We start from the raw sequence: 21,716 nt of genomic DNA on the forward strand, positions 1-21,716 counted from the left end.
CTACTCGCTCTGCCGCGGCGCGCGGGGACACACCGGCGGGCCGTCCACGCCGCACTGCAGGTTCCGGTCCACCGCCAGCACGGTGGGGCTGGGCCCGCGCAGCTCGGGACGGCCGTGCACCAGCACCAGCGCCACCACGGCACCGGCCCCGAGCAGACCCGCGCAGATGAGCATCGCGGCGTCGAAGCCGGGGTCGAACACCGCCGGCTGCAGGTAGTCCGCTCCCCCGAGGCCCACCAGCGCGGGCAGCGCGGCCACGGCCAGCAGTCCGGCGGTGCGGGCCACCGCGTTGTTCACCCCGGACGCGGTGCCGGCCAGGTGTGCCGGTGCCGCGGCCAGCACGGCGGCGGTGAGCGGGGCCACCAGGCACGCCAGGCCCAGCCCGAAGATTGTCACCGCGGGCAGCACGTCGCGCAGGTAGGACGAGCCCGGCCCGATGCGCAGGGTGAGCAGCAGCCCCGCCGCGGCCACCAGCGGGCCCACCGTCATCTGCAGCCGCGGGCCGATCCGCTGGGCCAGCGCCCCCGAGCGCGCGGAGAGCACCAGCATCAGCGCGGTGACCGGCAGCAGCGCCAGCCCCGCCGCCACCGGGGAGAAGCCCGCCACCACCTGCAGCTGCAGCACCAGCAGGAAGAACACCCCGCCCAGCGCCGCGTAGACCGCCAGCGTCACCAGGTTGGCCGCGGTGAACAGCCGCGAGGCGAACAGCTCCAGCGGCACCAGCGGGTGCCGGCTGCGCCGCTCCACCACCACGAAGGCCCCGAGCGCCACCAGGCCCACCACCACCGGGACCCACTGCACGGCGATCAGCCCGTAGGTGAGCGCGGCGAGGCCCACCACGGTGAGCAACGCCCCGGTGAGGTCGAGCCGGCCGGGCGCCTGCGGGTCGCGGCTCTCCGGCACGTGGCGCGCCCCCACCCACAGCACCAGCGCGGCCAGCGGGAGGTTGACCAGGAACACCGCTCGCCAGCTCACCTGCTCCACCAGCCAGCCGCCGACCAGCGGCCCGACGGCCGCGGCCACCCCGCCCAGGCCCGACCACGCCCCCACCGCCGCGCCGCGGTCGGACGCCCGGAAGCTGGCCGAGATCAGCGACAGGCTGCCGGGGATGAGCAGGGCGCCGCCGATGCCCTGCAGGGCCCGGGCGGCCACCAGCATCTCCACGTTCAGCGCGAGGCCGCACAACAGCGAGGCCACCGCGAACCAGGCCACCCCCACCAGGAACACCCGGCGCCGGCCGTAGCGGTCCCCGAGCGCACCGCCCAGCAGGATGAGCGAGGCGAGCATCAGCGTGTAGCCGTTCAGGGTCCACTGCAGGCCGCCGAAGCCGGCGTCGAGCGCGGTACCGATCCGGGGCAGCGCGACGTTCACCACGGTGGAGTCCAGCAGGGCCATGCCGGAGCCGCCGATCGCGGCCAGCAGCAGCCAGCGTCCGCCCGCCGTGCCCATCGCCAGGCCCGGCTCGTCCACACCGTGCTGCTGCGTCAGGGTCCGCTCCCCCCGGTTCGGGCTGGTCAGGCCACTATCCCCCTGCTGACGGGGAGCCGGCTGACGCCTGCCGGGGTCGCACGGGAATTGCGCTGGGGATTGCTACGTTAGTTGACAGTGCAAGACTCAAGTAAGCGGAGCCGGGTGTCCGACACTCCGTGGTGAGAGAGGAACTTCATGCCAGGTTTTGACGACTTCTTCGGCTCAGGTTTCGGGGGCGAGCTCGGCGCGAACCGCCGGGTCGACCTCACGCGGGTGCTCAACCAGCAGTCGCACCAGGTGGTCGAGGCCGCGGCCAAGCACGCCGTCGAGCAGGGCCACCCCGAGGTCGACTCGCTGCACCTGCTGTGGGCGCTGAGCGGCCAGGAGCCCACCAGCTCCCTGCTGCGCCGGGTGGGCGTGGACGTCGAGGAGCTGCGCAACGACGTCGAGACACAGCTGCCGGCCCGTCAGGGCATGACCGGCCCCGCAGCCGCGCTGCCGTCGCTGGGGCCGGCCAGCCAGCGCGTGCTGCTGGCCGCCCACCAGATTGCCCGCGCGCTGGGCTCCACCTACGTCGACCCGGTGCACGTGCTGCTGGCCCTGTCCGCCAACCCGGCCAACACCGCCGGCCGGCTGCTGGCCGCCCGCGGCGCCAACCCGCAGACCCTGCAGGTGGCGGCTGGGGAGACCGACCACGACGCCTCCAGCGCGGAGCAGAGCGAGACGCCCACGCTGGACGAGTACGGGCTGGACCTCACCGCCCAGGCCCGCGCCGGCGAGCTGGACCCGGTGATCGGCCGCGCCGAGGAGATCGAGCAGACCATCGAGGTGCTGTCCCGGCGCACCAAGAACAACCCGGTGCTCATCGGTGAGGCGGGCGTGGGCAAGACCGCCATCGTGGAGGGCCTCGCGCAGCGCATCGTCGACGGCGACGTCCCGCCGCTGCTGCACGGCAAGCGCGTGGTGGCGCTGGAGATCTCCGGCATGCTCGCCGGCACCCGCTACCGGGGTGACTTCGAGGAGCGGATGAAGAAGGTGATCGACGAGATCGTCGCCCACCGCGACGAGGTCATCGTGTTCATCGACGAGGTGCACACCGTGGTCGGCGCCGGTGGCGCGGACGGCGCGGTGGACGCCGGCAACATCCTCAAGCCGCGGCTGGCCCGGGGTGAGCTGCACCTGGTGGGTGCCACCACCCTGAGCGAGTACCGGCGCATCGAGAAGGACCCCGCGCTGGAGCGCCGCTTCCAGCCGGTCAAGGTGGACGAGCCCAGCGTGGTCGACGCCATCACCATCCTGCGGGGGTTGCAGGGCCGCTACGAGGAGCACCACGAGGTGCGCTACACCGACGAGGCAGTCGTGGCCGCGGTGGAGCTCTCCGACCGGTACCTGCCCGACCGCCACCTGCCGGACAAGGCGATCGACCTGATCGACCAGGCCGGTGCGCGGCTGCGGCTGCGGCGCAGCAACAGCCCGGTGGCCGAGCTGGAGCAGAAGCTGGCGCGGCTGACCCAGGAGAAGGACCGCTCGGTGGCCACCGAGGACTACGAGCGCGCCTCCGCCCTGCGCGACGAGATCGCTGCGCTGGAGGTGACGATCGCCGGCGCCTCGGCTGAGGAGCCCTCCCACGAGGTGGGCGCCGACGAGATCGCCGACGTGCTCGCCCGCGCCACCGGCATCCCGGTGAACCAGGTGAGCGCGCACGACAAGGAGCGGCTGCGCCGGCTGGAGGACGAGCTGCACCAGCGGGTGATCGGCCAGGACGACGCGGTGCACGCCATCGCCAGGGCGGTGCGGCGCAGCCGGACCGGCATGGGCGACGGCAACCGCCCGGTGGGCAGCTTCCTGTTCCTGGGCCCCACCGGCGTGGGCAAGACCGAGCTGGCCAAGGCACTGGCCACGTCGCTGTTCGGCGACGAGGACAGCATGATCCGGCTGGACATGAGCGAGTTCGGCGAGCGGCACAACGTCAGCCGCCTGGTCGGGTCGCCTCCCGGTTACGTCGGCTACGACGAGGCCGGGCAGCTGACCGAGGCCGTGCGGCGTCGCCCGTACTCGGTGGTGCTGCTGGACGAGGTGGAGAAGGCGCACCCGGACGTGTTCAACATCCTGCTGCAGGTGCTCGACGACGGGCGCCTGACCGACGGGCAGGGCCGGACGGTGGACTTCAAGAACACCGTGCTGATCATGACCAGCAACCTCGGCTCGGACATCATCTCCAGCCGCTCCGGTGGCATCGGCTTCGCCACCGAGGCTCAGCAGCGGGAGGGCACCAAGGTGCGCGAGCGGCTGATGGGCCGGCTGCGGGAGAGCTTCCGCCCGGAGTTCCTCAACCGCATCGACGAGATCGTGGTGTTCGCCAAGCTGGAGCTGGAGCAGCTGCGCCAGATCACGGACCTGCTGCTGGGCGCCACCCGCAGCCGGCTGGCCGGGCTGGACATCAGCCTGGAGCTCACGCCGGCGGCGGTGGACTGGATCGCCGAGCACGGCCACGAGCCGGAGTTCGGCGCCCGCCCGCTGCGGCGGACCATCCAGCGCGAGGTCGACGACCGCATCGCCGACCTGCTGGTGGACGACGCGGTGACCGCCGGTGGCGCGGTGCGGGTGGACGTGGTGGACGGCGAGCTCACCGTCGAGCCCGTGGCGACGGCTGCGGTGTCCAGCCACGCGCTGGCGCTGGCGGGCTGAGCGCCTCCGCACGCGGACGCGGAAGCGGCCGGCACCCTTCGCGGGGTGCCGGCCGTTTTCTGTTGGGGCGTCTGCAAGTACCACCGTGCGCCGCGGTGGGGGTACTGCAAGTACCCCCAAGCGGTCCGGCTAGACGCAGACCGGCTGCACCACGGCGTGCGGGAAATCCGCGTCGCGGTGCTGGAACGCCAGGATCGCCGGGTTCTGGATCACCCCGTCGCGGATCTCGATCGCCCGGCTGATGGTCTGCTCGGCGTCCCAGGACTCCTGCCCGCTGAGCACCGTGCGCAGGTGCGGCAGCAGCGCCAGGCTGATCTCCCACGTCGCGGAGTGCCACAGGTACGACGGGCTGTGGTCCACCGCGTAGTACTGCACGTGGTCGCCCACCAGGAACGTCGGCTCGGCGAACGACGTCGGCCGAGCCCAGCTGAAGCCCATCCCCTCGTCGCAGGAGACGTCCACCACCAGGCTGCCGGGCGCGAATGCCGCGAGGTCCTCCTCCAGCAGGAAGGTCAACGGCGCCGCGGTGTCCTGCAGGACGCAGTTGACCACGATGTCGTTCTCGGCCAGGAAGGGCGCCAGCGGCACCCGGCCGTCCACGGTGTTGGCGTAGCTGCGGTGCGGGTCCGTGGAGTCGTGCTCGAACTGCACGATGTCCACCGAGTGGATCGGCGAGCCGACCGCGGCCACCTCCCGGTTGGTCATCACCCGCACGTCGTCCACCCCGTGCGCGCTGAGCGCGGTGATCGCCCCGCGGGCCGTGGCGCCGAAGCCGATCACCGTGGCCCGCAGCCGGCGACCGTAGTCACCGGTCAGCCCCGCCAGCTGCATCGCGTGCAGCACGGAGCTGTACCCGGCCAGCTCGTTGTTCTTGTGGAACACGTGCAGGCTGAACCCACCGTCCTTGGTCCAGTGATTCATCGCCTCGAACGCGATGAGGGTCAGCCGCTGCGCGACGGCCTGCTCGGTGAGCGCGGTGTCCTGCACGCAGTGCGGCCATCCCCAGATCACCTGCCCGGTGCGCATCTCCGCGAGGTCGGCGGCCTGCACCTTGGGCAGCAGGATCACGTCGGAGCTGGCGATCAGCTCGGCGCGCGAGCGCATTCCCGCGATGTCGCGCGCCAGCTCGTCGTCGGTGATGCCGAAGGGCTCGCCGTACCCGTGCTCGAGGTAGATCCGTGCGCGCAGGTCAGGGTCGATCCGGGCGAGGTGCGCGGGATGGATGGGCAGGCGCCGCTCGTCGGGCTTGCGGGAGTGCGCCAGGACGCCCAGGGAGAGCAGCTCAGTGGTGGGGGGCCGGTCAGCGTTTCTTGACATTGGCCGTCACCTCGACGGCTGCGTTTGCGTTGTCGGCCTTCGTCTTCTTGTCGGCGCGCTTCTCTTTCAGCGACTTGCCGGACTTCTTCGACATGGTGGTGCGGGGCGACTTGTCAGACATGGGATGACCCCTAGATTGGGAACCTGAGCGGTCCCGTTGGCCTGACCGTACGGCAACGGTGCAACCGTCAGCGTGAGGTCATCGCGCGGCTCGGACGGCGGACGACTCGCGGTGCCAGCCCGCTTGGTAGCGGTTGCAGACGCGGGCCGGCGCGGTGGGGGTACTGCAAGTACCACCAAGTCAGGACAGGCGCTCGCACAGGTGCACCGCCACGTCCTGCCCGGCGCTCTTGCCGATGGCCCGCCGCAGCTCCGCCCGCACCGGCAGCTTGTGCGTGCCGTCGCCGAGCGCCATGAACGCGCTCTCGAACGGCCGCTCGTCCATGGTGCCGCGCACCTTCACCAGCCCGCGGGTGCCGAAGAAGCCCGCCGAGTCGGGCATCACCACGTACGTCCACCCACCCTTGCCCGGGCTCTGCTGCAGGGTGGCGGTGAACCACTTGTCCAGGGGACGCGCAACGGTGCTCATGACAGCCGTCCTTCCACCGGGGTCTACTGGTGCAGACCGTGGAACGGCGCCGAACTCATCGCCCGAGCCCCGAGCCCCGAAGCCCCGAAGCCGGCGGCTAGTCCGCCGCCGCGATCGCTGACAGCAGCGGCTGCGCCAGCTCCGGCCGACAGATCAGCAGGTCCGGCAGGTACGGGTGCGCCTCGTTGTAGCGCAGCGGCGATCCGTCGACGCGGGAGGCGTGCAGCCCCGCGGCGAGCACCACGCCCACCGGGGCCGCGGAGTCCCACTCCCACTGCCCGCCGGCGTGCACGTAGGCCTCGGCGTCACCACGCAGCACCGCCATCGCCTTGGCGCCGGCCGAGCCCATGGTCACCAGCTCGCCACCCACCGCCTGCGCCATCGCGGCCGCGAACACCGGGGGACGGCTGGCGCTCACCAGGATCCGCGGACCCGAGCCGGCCGCACCGGAGGCGGCCAGCACTGCGTCGTCGTCGGCGTACACCGCACCCAGCGCGGGCTGCGCCACGGCCGCAGCGGTGATCCCGGCCCGCTCGGTACCGGCGCTGCGCTGCCACAGCGCGACGTGCACCGCCCAGTCGTCGTGGTCGGGCAGGCCGAACTCCCGGGAGCCGTCCAGCGGGTCGATGATCCACACCCGGTTGCTGCTCAGCCGCTGCGGGCTGTCGGCCGACTCCTCCGACAGCACCGCGTCGTCCGGGCGCAGCTGCGCCAGCCGCCGCAGCAGCATCTCGTTGGCCAGCTTGTCGCCGCGCTGGCCCAGCTGCTTGGGCGTCAGGTGAGCGGGGGCCTCGGCGCGGACCTGCAGCAGCAGCTGCCCCGCCTCCTCGGCGATCTGCGCGGCCAGTCGGGAGTCGTTCACAGCTGCTCCAGCACGAGGTCGAGGATGGCGCCGGCCATGTCCGCGGGCGCGCCGTCCTCCGGGCGCAGCAGCAGGTCGGGTGACTGCGGCGCCTCGTAGGGCGAGTCGATGCCGGTGAAGCCGATGATCTCCCCCGCCCGAGCCTTGGCGTACATGCCCTTGGGGTCCCGCTCCTCGCAGGTGGCCAGCGGGGTGTCCACGAACACCTCCACGAACGGCAGCCCCGCGGCCTCGTGCGCGGCGCGGGCCTTGGCGCGGTCGGCCCGGAACGGGCTGATCAGCGACACCACCGACACCACGCCGGCGTCGGCCAGCAGCACGGCCACCTCGCCCACCCGACGCACGTTCTCCGCGCGGTCGGCGTCGGAGAACCCGAGGTCGGCGTTGAGGCCGTGGCGCAGGTTGTCACCGTCCAGCAGGTAGGCGGGGTGGCCGGCCGCCACCAGCCGGCGCTCCAGCTCCACCGCCACCGAGGACTTGCCCGAGCCGGACAGCCCGGTGATCCACACGGTCATCCCGCGGGTGCTGCGGTCGGTGCGCTCCACCGCGGCGGAGTGCCACACCACCTGCGCCTGCGGCAGCGACGGGCCGGTGATCATGCCCGCAGCCACCGTGGCGTTGGTGGCGTCGTCGATCAGGATGAAGCTGCCGGTGTCGCGGTTGCGGCGGTAGGCGTCGAAGAGCAGCGGCGCCTGGGTGCGCAGCCGCACCCGGCCGATCTCGTTGAGCGACAACGCTGTTGCTGACTCGTCGCGGTGCAGGGTGTTGACGTCGAGCCGGTAGTCGAGCTGGCGCACCACGGCCTTGGTGGCCTTGGTGGTGTGCAGGATCGTGTACTTGGCCCCCGGAGTGAGCGCGGCCGTCTCGGTCAGCCAGCACAGCATCGCGTCGACGTCCTGGCCCACGTGCGGACGGTTGGCCGGACGGCAGATCAGGTCGCCGCGGGAGATGTCGATGTCGTCGGTCAGCTGCATGGTCACGGCCGCCGGGGTGAACGCCTCGTCCAGCGGCACCCCGCCCGGGCCCCAGATCTTGTCCACCGTGGAGCTGAAGCCCGACGGCAGCACCGTCACCTCGTCACCGGGGCGGAACACTCCCCCGGCCACGGTGCCGGCGTAGCTGCGGTGGTCGTGCAGCTCGGGGTCGTCCGTTGCTGCCCCGCTCGAGCCGTCCAGGTTCTGCGGCCGAATCACGTACTGCACCGGGAAGCGTGCGTCGATGAGGTTGCGGTCCGACGACGACGTCACCTCCTCCAGGTGGTGCAGCAGCGAGGCGCCCTCGTACCAGTCCATGCTGGTGGAGCGGTTGACGATGTTGTCGCCCTGCAGCGCCGACATGGGGATGAAGGTCAGGTCGGCCACGTCCAGCTTCATCGCGAAGACGCGGAACTCCTCGCGGATCTCCTCGAAGCGCTCCTGCGACCAGTCGACCAGGTCCATCTTGTTGACGCACAGCACCAGGTGCGGGATGCCCAGCAGGGTGGAGAGGAAGGCGTGCCGGCGGGTCTGCTCCAGCACCCCCTTGCGAGCGTCGATGAGGATCATCGCCAGGTCGGCGGTGGAGGCACCGGTGACCATGTTGCGGGTGTACTGCACGTGCCCGGGGGTGTCGGCGATGATGAACTTGCGCCGGGGCGTGGCGAAGTAGCGGTAGGCCACGTCGATGGTGATGCCCTGCTCCCGCTCGGCGCGCAGGCCGTCGGTGAGCAGCGCCAGGTCCGGCGTCGCCGAGCCGCGGTCGCGGCTGGTCTGGGCGACCGCCTCGAGCTGGTCGGTGAAGATGGCCTTGGAGTCGTAGAGCAGTCGCCCGATGAGCGTCGACTTGCCGTCGTCGACGCTGCCTGCGGTGGCGATGCGGAGCAGCTGCGGCATCAGAAGTACCCGTCCTTCTTGCGGTCTTCCATCCCGGCCTCGGAGATGCGGTCGTCGGCGCGGGTGGCCCCGCGCTCGGTGACGCGGGTGGCGGCCACCTCGGCCACCACGGCCGCGGTGGTGGTGGCGTCGGACTCCACGCAGCCGGTGCCGGTGGCGTCGCCGACGGTGCGGAAGCGCACCTGGGCCTCGACGGGCTGCTCGCCGGGCAGCAGCGTCAGGTGGCGGGTGACAGCGAGCAGCATGCCGTCGCGCTCGACCACCGGGCGGCGGTGGGCGAAGTAGATCGACGGCAGCGGGATCTGCTGCTCGTGGATGTACTGCCAGATGTCCAGCTCGGTCCAGTTGGACAGCGGGAACACCCGGATGTGCTCGCCGCGGTGGTGGCGGCCGTTGTACAGGCTCCACAGCTCGGGGCGCTGGTTGCGCGGGTCCCACTGGCCGAACTCGTCGCGGAAGCTGAACACCCGCTCCTTGGCGCGGGCCTTCTCCTCGTCGCGCCGCGCCCCGCCGAAGGCCGCGTCGAAGCGGTTCTCCGCGATGCCGCGGAGCAGGGTGGCGATCTGCAGCCGGTTGCGGCTGGCCCGCGGGCCGGTCTCCTCCACGCTGCGCCCGGCGTCGATGTCGTCCTGCACGCTGGCCACCACCAGGCGCAGGCCCAGGTCGGCCACGGTGCGGTCGCGGAACTCCAGCACCTCGTCGAAGTTGTGCCCGGTGTCCACGTGCATCACCGGGAACGGCACCGGCGCCGGCCAGAACGCGCGGGTGGCCAGGTGCAGCATGACGACGGAGTCCTTGCCGCCGGAGAACAGCAGGCCGGGGCGCTCGAAGACGGCGGCGACCTCGCGGAAGATGTGCACCGCCTCGGCCTCCAGCGCCTGCAGGTGGGTCAGCTCGTAGGTGCTGCTCACAGGGGGTGTCCCCCTCTGGCGGAGCGAGGGTCGAAGGTCATGGCTGGAAACACTGGCACAAAACTAGAATAAGTTCTAGTGTCGCCGAATGGACCTGGAAACGCTGGAAGAGATCAAGCGCCTGAAGTACCGCTACCTGCGTGCCGTCGACACCAAGGACTTCGACCTGCTGGAGTCGACGCTCACCCCGGACGCCGACGCCGCCTACGGGCACAAGCTGACCTTCACCGGGCGCGACCAGATCCTGGCGTTCATGCGCAAGTCCCTGGACCGCAACAGCATCACCGAGCACCACGTCGGTCACCCCGAGATCGACGTCGACGGCGACACCGCCACCGGCACCTGGTACCTGCAGGACCGAGTGATCGTGCCGAAGTACAAGTTCATCCTGCAGGGCGCGGCGTTCTACACCGACACCTACGTCCGGGGCGAGGACGGCCAGTGGCGGATCAGCTCCACCGGCTACGTGCGCACCTACGAGGCGACGATGTCCACCGACGACGTGCCCAGCTTCGCGCTCACCGTCAACCGCTGGGCGGACCGCAAGTGAGCACCGCGGGGGTGCTGGCCGACAAGGTCGTGGTGGTCTCCGGCGTCGGCCCCGGGCTCGGCCGCTCCATCGCCCTGCAGAGCGCGGCGGCCGGTGCCGACCTGGTGCTGGCCGCGCGCACGCAGTCGCGCCTGGACGAGGTGGCCAAGGAGGTCCGCGAGCTGGGCCGCGAGGTGCTGACCGTGCGCACCGACATCACCGACGACAGCTCCGCCGCAGGGTTGGTGCAGGCGTCGCTGGAGAAGTTCGGGCGGGTGGACGTGCTGGTGAACAACGCCTTCGGCATGCCGCCGATGAAGAAGCTGGCCGACGTGGACTTCGAGGCGATCCGCGCGGCGTTCGAGGTGACCGTGCTGGGTGGGCTGCGGCTGACCAAGCTGTTCGTGCCGGCCCTGGCGGAGAGCAAGGGCGCGGTGGTGATGATCAACTCCTCGGTCATCCGGCACACCCAGGCGCCGTACGGGCCGTACAAGATCACCAAGGCCGCGCTGCTGGCGGCCTCGCAGAGCCTGGCCACCGAGCTGGGTCCGCGCGGCATCCGGGTGAACACCGTGGCGCCCGGCTGGATCTGGGCCGACAGCCTCAAGTGGTACTTCGACCACCTGGCCGGCAAGCGCGGCGTGCCGGTGCAGCAGGTCTACGACGAGACCGCCGCGGCGATGGACCTGCGCAAGCTGCCCGAGCCGGACGAGATCGCCGACGCCGTGGTGTTCCTGGCGTCGCCGATGGCCCGGGCCATCACCGGACAGACACTGGACGTCAACTGTGGGGAGTTCCACCCGTGACCGCACCGCACACCACCGTCGGCACCGTCGAGGACCTGCACGCCTCGGCGTCCCGGTTGACCGGGCTGGACGACTTCGGCGACCAGGGCTACCTGGAGGGGCTGCGGGTCCTGCTGGACTCCTACATCACCGAGGCGGAGCTGACCCCGCTGGGCTCCAAGGTCGCGCGGGTGTTCCTGCGCGGCGCGCTGGTGGCCCGGCTGCTCAGCGAGGATGCCTGGAAGAAGAACCCGCAGCACGCCGACGTGGCCATCGAGCGGCCCGTCTTCGTCACCGGGCTGCCGCGCACCGGCACCACGGCGCTGCACCGGCTGCTCACCGCCGACCCCGGCCACCAGGGCCCGGAGATGTGGCTGACGGAGTTCCCGCAGCCGCGCCCGCCGCGACAGACGTGGGCGGACAACCCGGTGTTCCAGGGCATCGAGGCCGCGTTCAGCCAGCACCACGTGGAGCGGCCGGAGTTCATGGGCGTGCACTACATGTCCGCCAGCGAGGTGGAGGAGTGCTGGCAGCTGCTGCGGCAGTCGATGCAGTCGGTGTCCTACGAGTCGCTGGCACACATCCCGACGTACTCGCAGTGGCTGGCGGAGCAGAGCTGGACGTCGGCCTACGCCCGGCACCGCAAGAACCTGCAGCTGATCGGCCTGAACGACACCGACCGGCGGTGGGTGCTGAAGAACCCCAGCCACCTGTTCGCCCTGGACGCGCTGCTGGAGGTGTACCCGGACGCGCTCATCGTCCAGACGCACCGCGACCCGCGGACGGCGATTCCATCCTCGTGCAGCCTCAGCGCCCAGGCGGCGCAGGGGTGGTCGGACAAGTTCACCGACCAGCTGATCGGGCGCGACCAGGTGGACCTGTGGGCGCGGGGGCTGGACGCGTTCACCGAGGCGCGGGCCAAGGCCGATCCGGCGCAGTTCTGCGACGTCTACTACGAGGACTTCGTCGGGGACGCGCTGGGCACGGTGGAGGGCATCTACCGCCACTTCGGCATCACCCTCAGCGACGAGGCGCGGAAGGCGCAGCAGGACATGCACGCGGCGAGCACCAGCGGGCCGCGCACGCCGTCGCACCGCTACCAGCTGTCCGACTTCGGGCTCACTGAGGCCGACATCGACGCCCGCTTCGCCCGGTACGCGCGGCGCAGCTGATCAGCGGGGCTCTCCCGAGGTCGGGCCGGTGCAGCGTGCTGCGCCGGCCCGGTTGCTGCCAAGACCCACCTCACCACCACCGCTCCCACTCCGCGATCGTCTGCGAAGCCTTTGCCGCGTCCCCGAGGTAGGTCGTGTCTGGGCACGGCGACGGCTCGACGTGACCCGACCACGTCGGGTGGACCAGAGCGAACCCGCCGTCAACCAGGCTCACGATGACGTCGTCGGACGGCCCGAAGCGTGCCTCCACCCGCACGACCTGACCCGCCAGCGGGTGGTCGGGACTCAGCTCCCGCTCGATCTCGCGAAGCACCGCAGCAAAGTTGTCCGCCGCCAACGGACCATCTCGGCTCCACCACTCGTCCGAGAGCTCGAGCACGGTCATGCCCTGATCGTGCCAGGCCGCCAGCTGGTCCTCGACTGCTGGGGCGGTGGGTCGGCGTCGCTGAGGTCGGGTGGATGGTGGATCGGGTTGGTGCGCGGAACCTGTTGTGGGTCAACATGTCTGGGTGCGATCCATTCCACCCGGCCGCCGGTGCCCATGCGGACGGTGAAGCCTTCGTGGGTGATGAGCCGGTGGTCGAACGGGCAGACCAGGGCCAGGTTGTGTAGGTCGGTGGGTCCGCCGTGTTGCCACTCGGTGAGGTGGTGAACTTGGGTCCACTGCGCAGGCATCTCACAGCCGGGCCGGGTGCAGCCACGGTCGCGCGCGTACAGGGCTAGTCGTTGCGCCGGTGAGGCCAGGCGCTGCCCGGTGCCGAGGTGTAGGACTTGTCCGGTGGAGTCGAGCACGCAGGGCAGCCAGCGGGCGTCCGCGGCCATGCGCAGCACGTCACGCACCGGCACCGTCCCGCCGGAGGCGGTCGACGCGGTACCCGCGCGGCGCTCGAGGTCTGCCAGTCCCATGGTCACCACGACCGTTGCTGGCAGCCCGCGGTTGCTCGGCAGCTCCCCGCCCGCCAATGCGTTGCGGCACAGCATGGCCAGCGCGTCGTGGTTGCGCTGGGCGGCACTGCGCGGATCCGGCACCCCGTCCTCGGTGACCGGCCGCGCGGCGGCGGAGAACGCAGCATCCACCAGGGCTCGGGTCATCGGGTCGAGCTCACCGCTGATGCGGCTCATCCCATCCGGGCGCTGCCGGCCGATGGTGAAACCCCGCCGCCGGGCCTGATCGGCGTCGGAGGTTTGCCGGCCGTCGGGATCGAGGTAGGCCACCAGACGCTCGGCGGCCTTGGCCAGCTCCGACGGCCGCAACGCGCAGGCTTGCGCAGCCAGCGTCTGCTCGGCCAACCCGACAGTCCCGGTATCCAGCGAGGCCGGCAGCTCGTGCATCGTCTTGGCGACGATCTCGGCGTGGCGCGGCGAGATCTCACCAGCGGCCTCCGCTGCGGCTGTTGCGGGGTGCAGAGGACCGAGATCCTCACCAGTGAACGACGTGCGTGGCCCACGAAGCTGCGCAGCCCGCACCCGGGCTCGTGCTTCCTGCATGTCCAGGTGCAGCACCTCCGACAGCAACCCCGCCGTGCCCCGCGCTAGGAACACCGTGGCCAGGGAACGGCACTCCATCTCCACAATCAACCGATGATCTACCGTCGGCTTCATCCGGTGCACCCGCTCCACCTCACGGCACACCGCCAACACCCCAGCATCGGACAGCCCGGCCAGCGGCACCTGCTGCAACCGCACCATCACCGCAGCGTGCTCAGCCAGCAACGAGGCGACCTCGTCAGGGAGGTCCTCCGCTACACCGTTCGAACTCATGTTCGAATGATACGAACAACCCCCGACAACCTCAGGGAAACCGCGAAAGCCGCTAGAACGCAGGCCAGGGAATCGCCGGACGCATCCCGGACGGCTCCGGCATCACCCGCGTGGCGAGCAACCGGCGCACCCGCGTGCGCAGCGCCTGCACCTCGGCGATGGTCAGGTGCTCGTCCAGCTGGTCGGCCAGCTCGCCCTCCAGCAGGCTGGCCAGCTTCGAGAGCATCTCCACCGCCTCGTCACCGATGGGCTCCCCTGCCCAGCCCCACAGCACGGTCCGCAGCTTGGGCTCGCTGTGCAGGCAGATGCCGTGGTCCACGCCGTAAACCCCGCCGTCCAGCCCGGCGAGCACGTGCCCACCCTTGCGGTCGGCGTTGTTGAGCACCACGTCCAGCACGGCCATCCGGCGCAGCCCGGGGTGATCGGCGTGCGCGAGCACCACCATCTCCCCGGAGTAGTCCTGCGCCCGCAGGATGGGCATCCACCCCTGCGGCACCGCCCCGGGCGGGCACAGCTCCACCAGGTCGCTCACCTGCTCCACGTGCTCGCGGTGCGCAGCCGATCCAGAACCAGCCGCTGAGCCGGACCCAGCATCGGAGTCCTCGTCGTCGGAGATGCTGGCCGCCGGCGTGTCGATCCACAGCTGCACCATCCCGGAGCCGAACGGCCCGTCGCGCAGCACCGTCGGCGGCACCACCCCCCAGCCGCTGGCCGCCGACACCAGGTACGAGGCCACCTCGCGGCCGGCCAGCGTCCCGTCCGGAAAGTCCCACAAGGGTCGCTCGCCCTGCACCGGCTTGTACACGCAGTGGCCGGTGACGCCGTCGAGCTCCACCGAGCACAGCAGCGTGGCGTTGCTCGCCTCCACGATGCGGCCGAGGATCTCGAGCTTTCCGGCGCGCAGCAGCTCGAGCGTGGCTGGGTCGTGCACCTGCACGGTCGTGATCAGTCCTGGCTGGGTTCGCCGGCCGACGGCGCGATGCCCACGCCGCGGCGGTACCCGTTGGTGCGCACGCACACGTGACCCTCGGGGTCCAGCGGCTCGTTGCACAGCGGGCAGGGCAGCCGCCCGGCGCTGATGACCAGCTCAGCGCGCGCGGCGAAGTCCCGGGCCTGCTCGGCGGAGAGGAACACCCGCACGGAGTCGGGACCCTCGTCGGTGTCGTCGAGCACCACCGACTCATCCACCTCGCCCTCGGTGACGGCCAGCAGCTCCACCACCACGCAGCTCGCGTCGGCGTCCCAGCCCAGGCCCATGGTGCCCACCCGGAACTCCTCGTCCACCGGCACCGCCAGCGGCTCGAGGTCCTCCACGATGGGGTCGTCGTCGGGCAGCTCGGCGCCGAAGCGGCGGTGCACCTCCTCCAGCAGCGCGATGATGCGCTCCGCCAGCACCTGCACCTGCTGCTTCTCCAGGAGCACGCTGATGAGCCGGCCCTCCTGCACAGCCTGCAGGTAGAAGGCGCGGTCACCGGGCTCACCGACAGTGCCGACAATGAACCGGTCTGGGTTGCGGAAGACGTGGATTACTCGTGACATGGCAACTCCGACACTAGGTGAATCACTGTGGATCGGCACACCAGGGACCGGTGCTCCAGGCGTGCGGGCACGGCGCTCACCCGCCCGTCCCTCCGCCGACCACCGCGTCGGCAGGAGCCGGCGCGGCCTCGCCATCGGCGGCCTTCTTGGGCGGGGTGATGCTGGACAAGTCTCCCCCGGTGTCGTTGCTGCGCAGCACGAACGGCCGCGTGTCGGTGTAGCGGACGACGCTCGCCGAGCACGGGTCGGCGACGATGCGCTGGAAGGAGTCCAGGTGCGTGCCCAGCGCGTCCGCCAGCACCGACTTGATGACGTCACCGTGGGTGCACGCCACCCACAGCACGTCAGCGCCGTGCTCGGCGGCGAGTGCGGCGTCGTGCTCACGGACCGCGGCCACCGCTCGAGCCTGCACCTGCGCCAGGCCCTCCCCGTTGGGGAACACCGCCGCCGAGGGGTGCTGCTGCACCACCTTCCACAGCGGCTCGGACACCAGGTTCTTCAGCTCCTGGCCGGTCCACTCGCCGTAGTCCACCTCGGCCAGGCGCTCCTCGGAGCATGGGTGCAGGCCGCGGGCGGCGGCGAGCGGGGCCACCGTCTGCTGGCAGCGCAGCAGCGGGGAGGTGACGATGGCGGTGATGGGCAGCTCGGCGAGCCGCTGCACCAGGGCCTCGGCCTGCCCGGTGCCCTTCTCGTCCAGCGCCACGCCCTCGCTGCGCCCGGCGAGCACCCCGGCGGTGTTCGCGGTGGAGCGGCCGTGGCGCAGCAGGATGACCGTCATGCGACCACCCTAGGACCCGGCCGCCCCGCCGGTGAGCAGGCAGTGCACCAGTTCACCCTGAGCGGACAGCTTTCCGTGCTCAGGTGGCCTGCAGCCCGGTGGTGGTCAGCAGCACCAGCACCAGCACGCCCAGGGCGATGCGGTAGCCCACGAACAGGTAGATGGTGTGGTTGGCCACGTAGCGCAGCAGCCAGGCGATGGAGGCGTAGCCGACGGCGAAGGCGACCAGGGTGGCCACCAGCAGCTGTGGCCCGCTGGCCTGCAGCAGTCCCTCCTCGGCCGGCTCGAAGGCGTCGGGCAGGCTGAACAGCCCGGACGCGACCACCGCGGGGATGGCGAGCAGGAACGAGTACCGGGCTGCCGCCTCGCGGGTGAGACCCAGGAACAGCCCCGCGCTGATGGTGCCGCCGGAGCGCGACACGCCGGGGATGAGCGCCAGCGCCTGCGCCGAGCCCATCACGATGCCGTCGCGCAGCGTGAGCTCCTTGACGGTGCGCCGCTTGGAGCCGAAGTACTCCGCCGCCGCCATCACCAGGCCGAACACGATGAGCATGGTGGCGATGAGGTAGAGGTTGCGCGCCCCGGAGCGGACCTGGTCCTTGAACAGCAGGCCCAGGATGCCCACCGGGATGGTGCCGACGATGACGTACCAGGCCATCCGGTAGTCCAGCGTCTTGCGGACGGCCGGCTCCCGGAAACCGCGGAACCAGGCGACGACGAGCCGGCCGATGTCGCGGGCGAAGTACAGCAGCACCGCTGCCTCGGTGCCCAGCTGCGTCACCGCCGTGAAGGACGCGCCGGTGTCGTGGCCGAAGAAGACCCCGGAGACGATGCGCAGGTGCGCCGAGGAGGAGATGGGCAGGAACTCGGTGAGCCCCTGCACCAGCCCCAGGACCATCGCCTGGAGCCAGGTCATGTCCAGGATCATTCGCCGAGGCCTGCTAGCTCCAGCGCCTCGGCGGCGGTGCGCAGCGCGGCGAAGCCGTCCTCGCCGGGCGGGCACGCGAGGTTCACGGTGGTGACCCCGGCCTCGGCCAGCGCCGTCAACCGCTCCGCGATGCGCTCCTTGGTGCCCAGCAGCGCGATCTCGTCGAGCAGCTCCAGCGGCAGCGCCGCCATGGCCTCGTCGTAGCGCCGGTCCAGGTAGGCGTCCTGCACCTGCTTGGCGGCGTCGGCGTAGCCCATGGACACGGCCAGGGCGTTGTAGAAGTTCTTCTCCCGGCTGCCCATGCCCCCGACGTACAGCGCGGTGTACGGGCGGGTGAAGTCGGCGCACCTGCGCCAGTCAGCGCCCGGGACGATGGGCATGGACGGGGCGACGTCGAAGCCCTCCAGCCCGGTCTTGCCCGCCTTGGTGCGGCCGGCCTGGATGTGCGCGAGGTGCTTGGGCAGGTGCTTGGGCGAGCAGAAGATGCCCAGCCAGCCGTCGGCGATCTCGCCGGTCAGCTCCAAGTTGCGGGGCCCGACGGAGGCCAGGTACACGGGCAGGTCCTGGCGGGCGCCGTGCACGGTGAGCTGCAGGGCCTTGCCCGGGCCGTCGGGCAGCGGAAGCTGGTAGTGCTCGCCGTCGTGGCGCACGCGCTCGCCAGAGAGCGCCTGGCGCACCACCTCCACGTACTCGCGGGTGCGGCCCAGCGGCTTGCCGAAGCGCACGCCGTGCCAGCCCTCGGAGACCTGCGGGCCGGAGACGCCCAGGCCCAGGCGGAAGCGGCCACCGGAGAGGGTGTCCAGGGTCGCCGCGGTCATCGCCGTCATGGCCGGGGTGCGCGCGGGGATCTGCATGACGGCGCTGCCGATGTCGATGGTGGAGGTCTGCGCCGCCACCCAGGACAGCACCGTGGGGGCGTCGGACCCGTAGGCCTCGGCCGCCCACACCACGGAGAAGCCCAGCCGCTCCGCCTCGATCGCCAGCTTGAGGTTGGACGCGTCGTTGCCCGCGCCCCAGTAGCCCATGTTCAGTCCCAGTCGCATGGTGCGGCAGGTTACCGGTAGGTAGTGCAGGGGGCGGCGAGCCTGGCCGGCAACGGTGCCGGTGCGGCCTAGGGTTCCTGTGCTGTGGAGCAGACATCAGTAGGAGCCAGTGGACTGCGGGTGTCCCAGACCGGCCTGGGCACCCTGACGTGGGGCCGGGACACCAGCTCCGACGAGGCCGCCGCACAGCTGGTGGCCTTCGTGGACGCCGGCGGCACGCTGGTGGACGTCTCCCCCGCCTACGCCGGTGGCGCGGCCCAGCGGGTGGTCGGTGAGCTGATCGGCGACCTGGTGCCCCGCTCGGCGGTGGTGCTCAGCGCCGCCTCCGGGCTGCACCCCGGGGGCCTGGTGGACTGCTCTCGACGGGCGCTGCTGAGCCAGCTGGACGAGACGCTGAGCGAGCTGGGCACCGACCACCTGGACCTGTGGCAGGTGAGCAGCTGGGACCCGCACACGCCGGTGTCGGAGGTGGTGGACACCCTCGAGCACGCGGTGAGCACCGGTCGCACCCGGTACGCCGGGCTGCGCGACCACGCGGGCTGGCAGCTGGCCACCGCCGTGTCGCAGGGCCAGCGCAGCGGGGTGGTGGCGGTGCAGACGGAGTACTCGCTGCTGGACCGCACGCCGGAGCGCGAGCTGCTGCCCGCGGCCCGCCACCACGGGCTGGGACTGCTGGCCGCGGTGCCGCTGGCCCGCGGGGTGCTCACCGGCAAGTACCGCACCGGGGTGCCCGCCGACTCGCGGGGCGCGAGCGCGCACCTGGCCGCCGGGCTGGCTGCGCACCGCGGGGAGGACGCCGCCCTGGTGGTGGAGGCGGTGGTCACGGCGGCCGAGGGGCTGGGCGTCTCACCGCTGGCGGTGGCGCTTGCCTGGGTGCGCGAGCAGCCGGGCGTGGCCAGCGCCATCGTGGGCGCCCGCACCGCCGCTCAGCTCACCGGCGTGCTCGCCGAGCGCGACGTGATCCTGCCCACCGCCATCCGCGCGGCCCTGGACGACGTCAGCTCCGGCTGAGGAGACGGGGCACCCAGGCCGAGGGCACTGGGCACCCACGCCGAGGGCACACTGACAGGGCGGACACACCGCGTCGTCAAGCATGGGAGTTCTGTAATGGTCGGCTCACGACGGGCTGCGGCGGGCGCCGCTGCCCTGCTCACGGCGGTGGCCCTGCTCGCCACCGGCTGCTCCAGCGACAGCAGCACCCCGGAGAACGTGCGCGAACCGGCCGTGCCCGCCACCACGGCACCCACCGCGTCTCCCGCCGGCACCGTCACCGTGCTGGGCGCCCCCGCGCGGGGGATGGCCGTCGACCCCAGCACCCACGTGCTGGCCGTGCAGGTGGAGGGCCCCGACCGGCTGCTGCTGCGCAGCTCGGAGAACCCCGCCGGCGTCGCCCGCACCGTCGCGCTGCCGGCCCGCGCCGCCCAGATCTCGTTGAGCAAGCCCGGCGGGCCCTTCCTGGTCTCCGTCCCCGGAGCCCTGCTGCGGGTGGACCAGCGCAGCGGTGACGTGACGACGGTGACCCTGCCCGGCACCCCGCAGGCCGCGCTGCAGATCGACGACCAGACCACCGTGGTGGGCACCGCCGAGGGCGAGGTGCTGGTGCTCGGCGCCGACGACACCGTCACCAAGACCATCGCCGGGCTGGCCGACGTCGCGGCGCTGAGCTACGCGGACGGCACGCTGGTGGCGCTGGACCGCAAGCAGACCTCGGTGACCCAGGTGAACCTCGACGACGGCGACCTCGGCACCAGCCTGCGCGCCGGGCAGGGCGCGGTGAACGGCACCACCGACCGCTACGGGCGAATGCTGGTGGTGGACGTGGAGCTGGGGCAGCTGATGGTGTTCACCGCCGACCCGCTGCTGATGCGGCAGCGCTTCCCGGTGGCCAACCAGCCCTACGCCGTGGCCTACGACCCCACCACCGACCTCGCCTGGGTCACGGTCACCGGCCGCAACCAGGTGGTGGGCTACGCGATGGGCGGCGGCGAGCCCGTGGAGCGGTACCGGCTTGACACCGTGGCCCAGCCTGAGACTGTTGCGGTGGACTCCGCGAGCGGCGCGGTGCTCGTCGCCTCCGCCTCAGGTGGTGGTCTGCAGCGAGTCGTCCCCGGAGGAGGCACCCGGTGATCGAGTACGAGTACCACCCGCTGCGCCTGCCCCCGGGCGTATCCCGGGTCACGGCCACCATGCAGCTGTCCATCCAGGCGGAGTTCGGCGGCTGGGAGCTCTCCCGCGTGCGGCTGTACTCCGACGGCAGCCGCCGGGTGATCCTGCGTCGACGCAAGACCGGCCAGCAGCTGCCGGCACCCAGCACCTAGCCTCTGCCTTGCGCCACTCGTTCCCACCACCGCGCTCGGCGCCGCACTGACCACCCGAGGAGAACCGTGTACCGCCTGCTGTTCAGCCTGCTGCTGCGTCGGCTGGACCCCGAGAAGGCCCACACCCTGGCCTTCGGCCTGCTCCGCCTGGTCACTGCCCTTCCGCCGCTGCGGTGGCTGCTGGCCCGGGTGTTCACGGTGCGCGACCCCGCGCTGCGCAGCACCGTCCTGGGCATCGACTTCCCTGCGCCGCTCGGCCTGGCCGCCGGCTTCGACAAGGACGCCACCGGGGTGGACGCCTGGGGGGCACTGGGATTCGGGAGCGTGGAGGTGGGCACCGTCACCGCCCACGCGCAGCCGGGCAACCCCAAGCCGCGCATGTTCCGGCTGGTCGACGACCGTGCAGTGGTCAACCGGATGGGCTTCAACAACCACGGCGCGGGCGCTGCGGCTGACGCGCTGCGCCGCCGCCGCACCCACCTGCCCGTCGGGGTGAACATCGGCAAGACCAAGGTGGTGCCCGCTGCCGAGGCCGCCGACGACTACGTGCAGAGCGCCCGGCTGCTCGCGCCGCTGGCCGACTACCTGGTGGTCAACGTCAGCTCCCCCAACACCCCGGGGCTGCGCGACCTGCAGGCGGTGGAGTCGCTTCGGCCGCTGCTGCGCGCCGTGCAGGACACCGTGTCCATCCCCGTGCTGGTGAAGATCGCGCCGGACCTCTCCGACGCCGACGTGGACGCGATCGCCGACCTGGCCGTGGAGCTGGGCGTGGCCGGCATCGTGGCCACCAACACCACCGTCTCCCGCGCCGGGCTGCGCACGCCGGCCACCACCGTGGAAGCCATCGGCGCGGGCGGGATCTCCGGCGCCCCGGTGGCCGCGCGGTCGGTGGAGGTGCTCCGGCGGCTGCACGCCCGGGTGGGCGAGGAGCTGGTGCTCATCTCCGTCGGTGGCATCGAGACCGCCGACGACGCCTGGGAGCGCATCGCCGCCGGCGCCAGCCTGGTGCAGGGCTACAGCGGCTTCGTCTACGGCGGGCCGTTCTACGCCCGCCACATCCACAAGGGCCTGGCGCGGATCGTGCGCCGCGAGGGCTTCACCAGCATCGAGCAGGCTGTGGGCAGCGCCGCTCGAGTGTGAGCTTTCCGGTCTAGG

The 21,716-nt window shown here is 71.8% G+C and carries 21 protein-coding genes and 1 pseudogene; 8 read left to right on the plus strand and 14 right to left on the minus strand.

All coding sequences use genetic code 11. The annotated features are described in order from the left end of the window. Nucleotides 1-1,470 (minus strand): DHA2 family efflux MFS transporter permease subunit, encoded by a 1,470-nt coding sequence (locus tag AC3YNX_RS13330; RefSeq protein ID WP_489995752.1) that lies wholly within the window; start codon nt 1,468-1,470, stop codon nt 1-3. 195 nt (nt 1,471-1,665) lie between these two features. Here AC3YNX_RS13330 and AC3YNX_RS13335 point away from each other — a divergent pair, with 195 nt between their 5' ends. Continuing rightward, entirely contained in the window at nt 1,666-4,158 is a 2,493-nt protein-coding gene (locus AC3YNX_RS13335; protein WP_489995753.1) for an ATP-dependent Clp protease ATP-binding subunit, read from the plus strand. A 129-nt stretch (nt 4,159-4,287) separates the two neighbouring features. Here AC3YNX_RS13335 and AC3YNX_RS13340 read toward each other — a convergent pair whose 3' ends face one another. From AC3YNX_RS13340 to cysD, 6 genes and pseudogenes are all read right to left on the minus strand, one after another. Further along, entirely contained in the window at nt 4,288-5,475 is a 1,188-nt protein-coding gene (locus AC3YNX_RS13340) for a N(5)-(carboxyethyl)ornithine synthase (protein WP_127782897.1), read from the minus strand. Further along, nucleotides 5,459-5,596, minus strand: a complete 138-nt coding sequence (locus AC3YNX_RS13345; protein WP_164860612.1) for a hypothetical protein — start codon at nt 5,594-5,596, stop codon at nt 5,459-5,461. Before AC3YNX_RS13345 ends, AC3YNX_RS13340 begins: the two co-directional genes overlap by 17 nt. A gap of 180 nt (nt 5,597-5,776) precedes the next feature. Beyond that, nucleotides 5,777-6,064 carry a DUF1905 domain-containing protein gene (locus AC3YNX_RS13350; protein ID WP_127782896.1) on the minus strand — a complete coding sequence of 96 codons (288 nt, stop codon included), beginning with the start codon at nt 6,062-6,064 and terminating at the stop codon, nt 5,777-5,779. Between the two features lie 109 nt (nt 6,065-6,173). Further along, nucleotides 6,174-6,926 (minus strand): annotated as a pseudogene (locus tag AC3YNX_RS13355) (3'(2'),5'-bisphosphate nucleotidase CysQ); the annotation flags it as partial. Next, nucleotides 6,923-8,797: an adenylyl-sulfate kinase gene (gene cysC / locus AC3YNX_RS13360; RefSeq protein ID WP_127782894.1), complete on the minus strand. Its 1,875-nt coding sequence runs from the start codon at nt 8,795-8,797 to the stop codon at nt 6,923-6,925. The gene cysC and the pseudogene AC3YNX_RS13355, both read right to left, overlap by 4 nt. Beyond that, complete coding sequence (gene cysD / locus AC3YNX_RS13365) at nt 8,797-9,708, minus strand: sulfate adenylyltransferase subunit CysD (protein WP_489995754.1); 912 nt, start codon at nt 9,706-9,708, stop codon at nt 8,797-8,799. The genes cysC and cysD overlap by 1 nt, the downstream gene beginning before the upstream one ends. Before the next feature lie 88 nt (nt 9,709-9,796). Between cysD and AC3YNX_RS13370 the strand changes: the two genes are divergently transcribed. From AC3YNX_RS13370 to AC3YNX_RS13380, 3 genes are read left to right on the plus strand one after another with little or no spacing between them, the layout of a single operon-like run. After that, nucleotides 9,797-10,258, plus strand: coding sequence for a nuclear transport factor 2 family protein (locus tag AC3YNX_RS13370; protein ID WP_489983232.1), 462 nt, complete (start codon nt 9,797-9,799; stop codon nt 10,256-10,258). Continuing rightward, the gene (locus AC3YNX_RS13375) at nt 10,255-11,043 is read left to right on the plus strand and encodes an SDR family oxidoreductase (protein WP_489983233.1); all 789 of its coding nucleotides are present in this window, start codon (nt 10,255-10,257) and stop codon (nt 11,041-11,043) included. The genes AC3YNX_RS13370 and AC3YNX_RS13375 overlap by 4 nt, the downstream gene beginning before the upstream one ends. Continuing rightward, nucleotides 11,040-12,194: a sulfotransferase family protein gene (locus AC3YNX_RS13380; protein WP_489995755.1), complete on the plus strand. Its 1,155-nt coding sequence runs from the start codon at nt 11,040-11,042 to the stop codon at nt 12,192-12,194. Before AC3YNX_RS13375 ends, AC3YNX_RS13380 begins: the two co-directional genes overlap by 4 nt. 70 nt (nt 12,195-12,264) lie before the next feature. On the opposite strand, the gene AC3YNX_RS13385 is transcribed toward AC3YNX_RS13380, so the two are convergent. The 7 genes from AC3YNX_RS13385 to AC3YNX_RS13415 form a co-directional block, all read right to left on the minus strand. Further along, nucleotides 12,265-12,579 carry a hypothetical protein gene (locus AC3YNX_RS13385; protein WP_489995756.1) on the minus strand — a complete coding sequence of 105 codons (315 nt, stop codon included), beginning with the start codon at nt 12,577-12,579 and terminating at the stop codon, nt 12,265-12,267. Continuing rightward, entirely contained in the window at nt 12,576-13,955 is a 1,380-nt protein-coding gene (locus tag AC3YNX_RS13390; RefSeq protein WP_489995757.1) for an HNH endonuclease signature motif containing protein, read from the minus strand. The genes AC3YNX_RS13385 and AC3YNX_RS13390 overlap by 4 nt, the downstream gene beginning before the upstream one ends. Before the next feature lie 52 nt (nt 13,956-14,007). After that, nucleotides 14,008-14,886, minus strand: a complete 879-nt coding sequence (locus tag AC3YNX_RS13395) for an SCO1664 family protein (protein ID WP_489995947.1) — start codon at nt 14,884-14,886, stop codon at nt 14,008-14,010. 14 nt (nt 14,887-14,900) lie between these two features. Further along, nucleotides 14,901-15,494 (minus strand): DUF3090 domain-containing protein, encoded by a 594-nt coding sequence (locus AC3YNX_RS13400; RefSeq protein WP_127782886.1) that lies wholly within the window; start codon nt 15,492-15,494, stop codon nt 14,901-14,903. A gap of 76 nt (nt 15,495-15,570) precedes the next feature. Then, the gene (locus AC3YNX_RS13405; RefSeq protein ID WP_489995758.1) at nt 15,571-16,272 is read right to left on the minus strand and encodes a histidine phosphatase family protein; all 702 of its coding nucleotides are present in this window, start codon (nt 16,270-16,272) and stop codon (nt 15,571-15,573) included. A 79-nt stretch (nt 16,273-16,351) separates the two neighbouring features. Then, the gene (locus AC3YNX_RS13410; protein ID WP_489983237.1) at nt 16,352-17,188 is read right to left on the minus strand and encodes an undecaprenyl-diphosphate phosphatase; all 837 of its coding nucleotides are present in this window, start codon (nt 17,186-17,188) and stop codon (nt 16,352-16,354) included. 8 nt (nt 17,189-17,196) lie between these two features. Next, nucleotides 17,197-18,243: an LLM class F420-dependent oxidoreductase gene (locus AC3YNX_RS13415; protein WP_489995759.1), complete on the minus strand. Its 1,047-nt coding sequence runs from the start codon at nt 18,241-18,243 to the stop codon at nt 17,197-17,199. Between the two features lie 84 nt (nt 18,244-18,327). Between AC3YNX_RS13415 and AC3YNX_RS13420 the strand changes: the two genes are divergently transcribed. The 4 genes from AC3YNX_RS13420 (at nt 18,328) to AC3YNX_RS13435 (ending at nt 21,701) form a co-directional block, all read left to right on the plus strand. Beyond that, a complete protein-coding gene (locus AC3YNX_RS13420) occupies nt 18,328-19,254 on the plus strand; it encodes an aldo/keto reductase (RefSeq protein WP_489995760.1) in 927 nt (308 codons plus the stop codon). A 96-nt stretch (nt 19,255-19,350) separates the two neighbouring features. After that, nucleotides 19,351-20,370, plus strand: a complete 1,020-nt coding sequence (locus AC3YNX_RS13425; RefSeq protein WP_489995761.1) for a YncE family protein — start codon at nt 19,351-19,353, stop codon at nt 20,368-20,370. Continuing rightward, complete coding sequence (locus tag AC3YNX_RS13430; RefSeq protein ID WP_127782880.1) at nt 20,367-20,561, plus strand: DUF5703 family protein; 195 nt, start codon at nt 20,367-20,369, stop codon at nt 20,559-20,561. The genes AC3YNX_RS13425 and AC3YNX_RS13430 overlap by 4 nt, the downstream gene beginning before the upstream one ends. Nucleotides 20,562-20,627: 66 nt before the next feature. Further along, nucleotides 20,628-21,701 (plus strand): quinone-dependent dihydroorotate dehydrogenase, encoded by a 1,074-nt coding sequence (locus AC3YNX_RS13435; RefSeq protein ID WP_489995762.1) that lies wholly within the window; start codon nt 20,628-20,630, stop codon nt 21,699-21,701. The last annotated feature ends 15 nt before the right edge of the window (nt 21,702-21,716 follow it).

The organism is Rhodococcus sp. Z13_19A, from assembly GCF_058133575.1.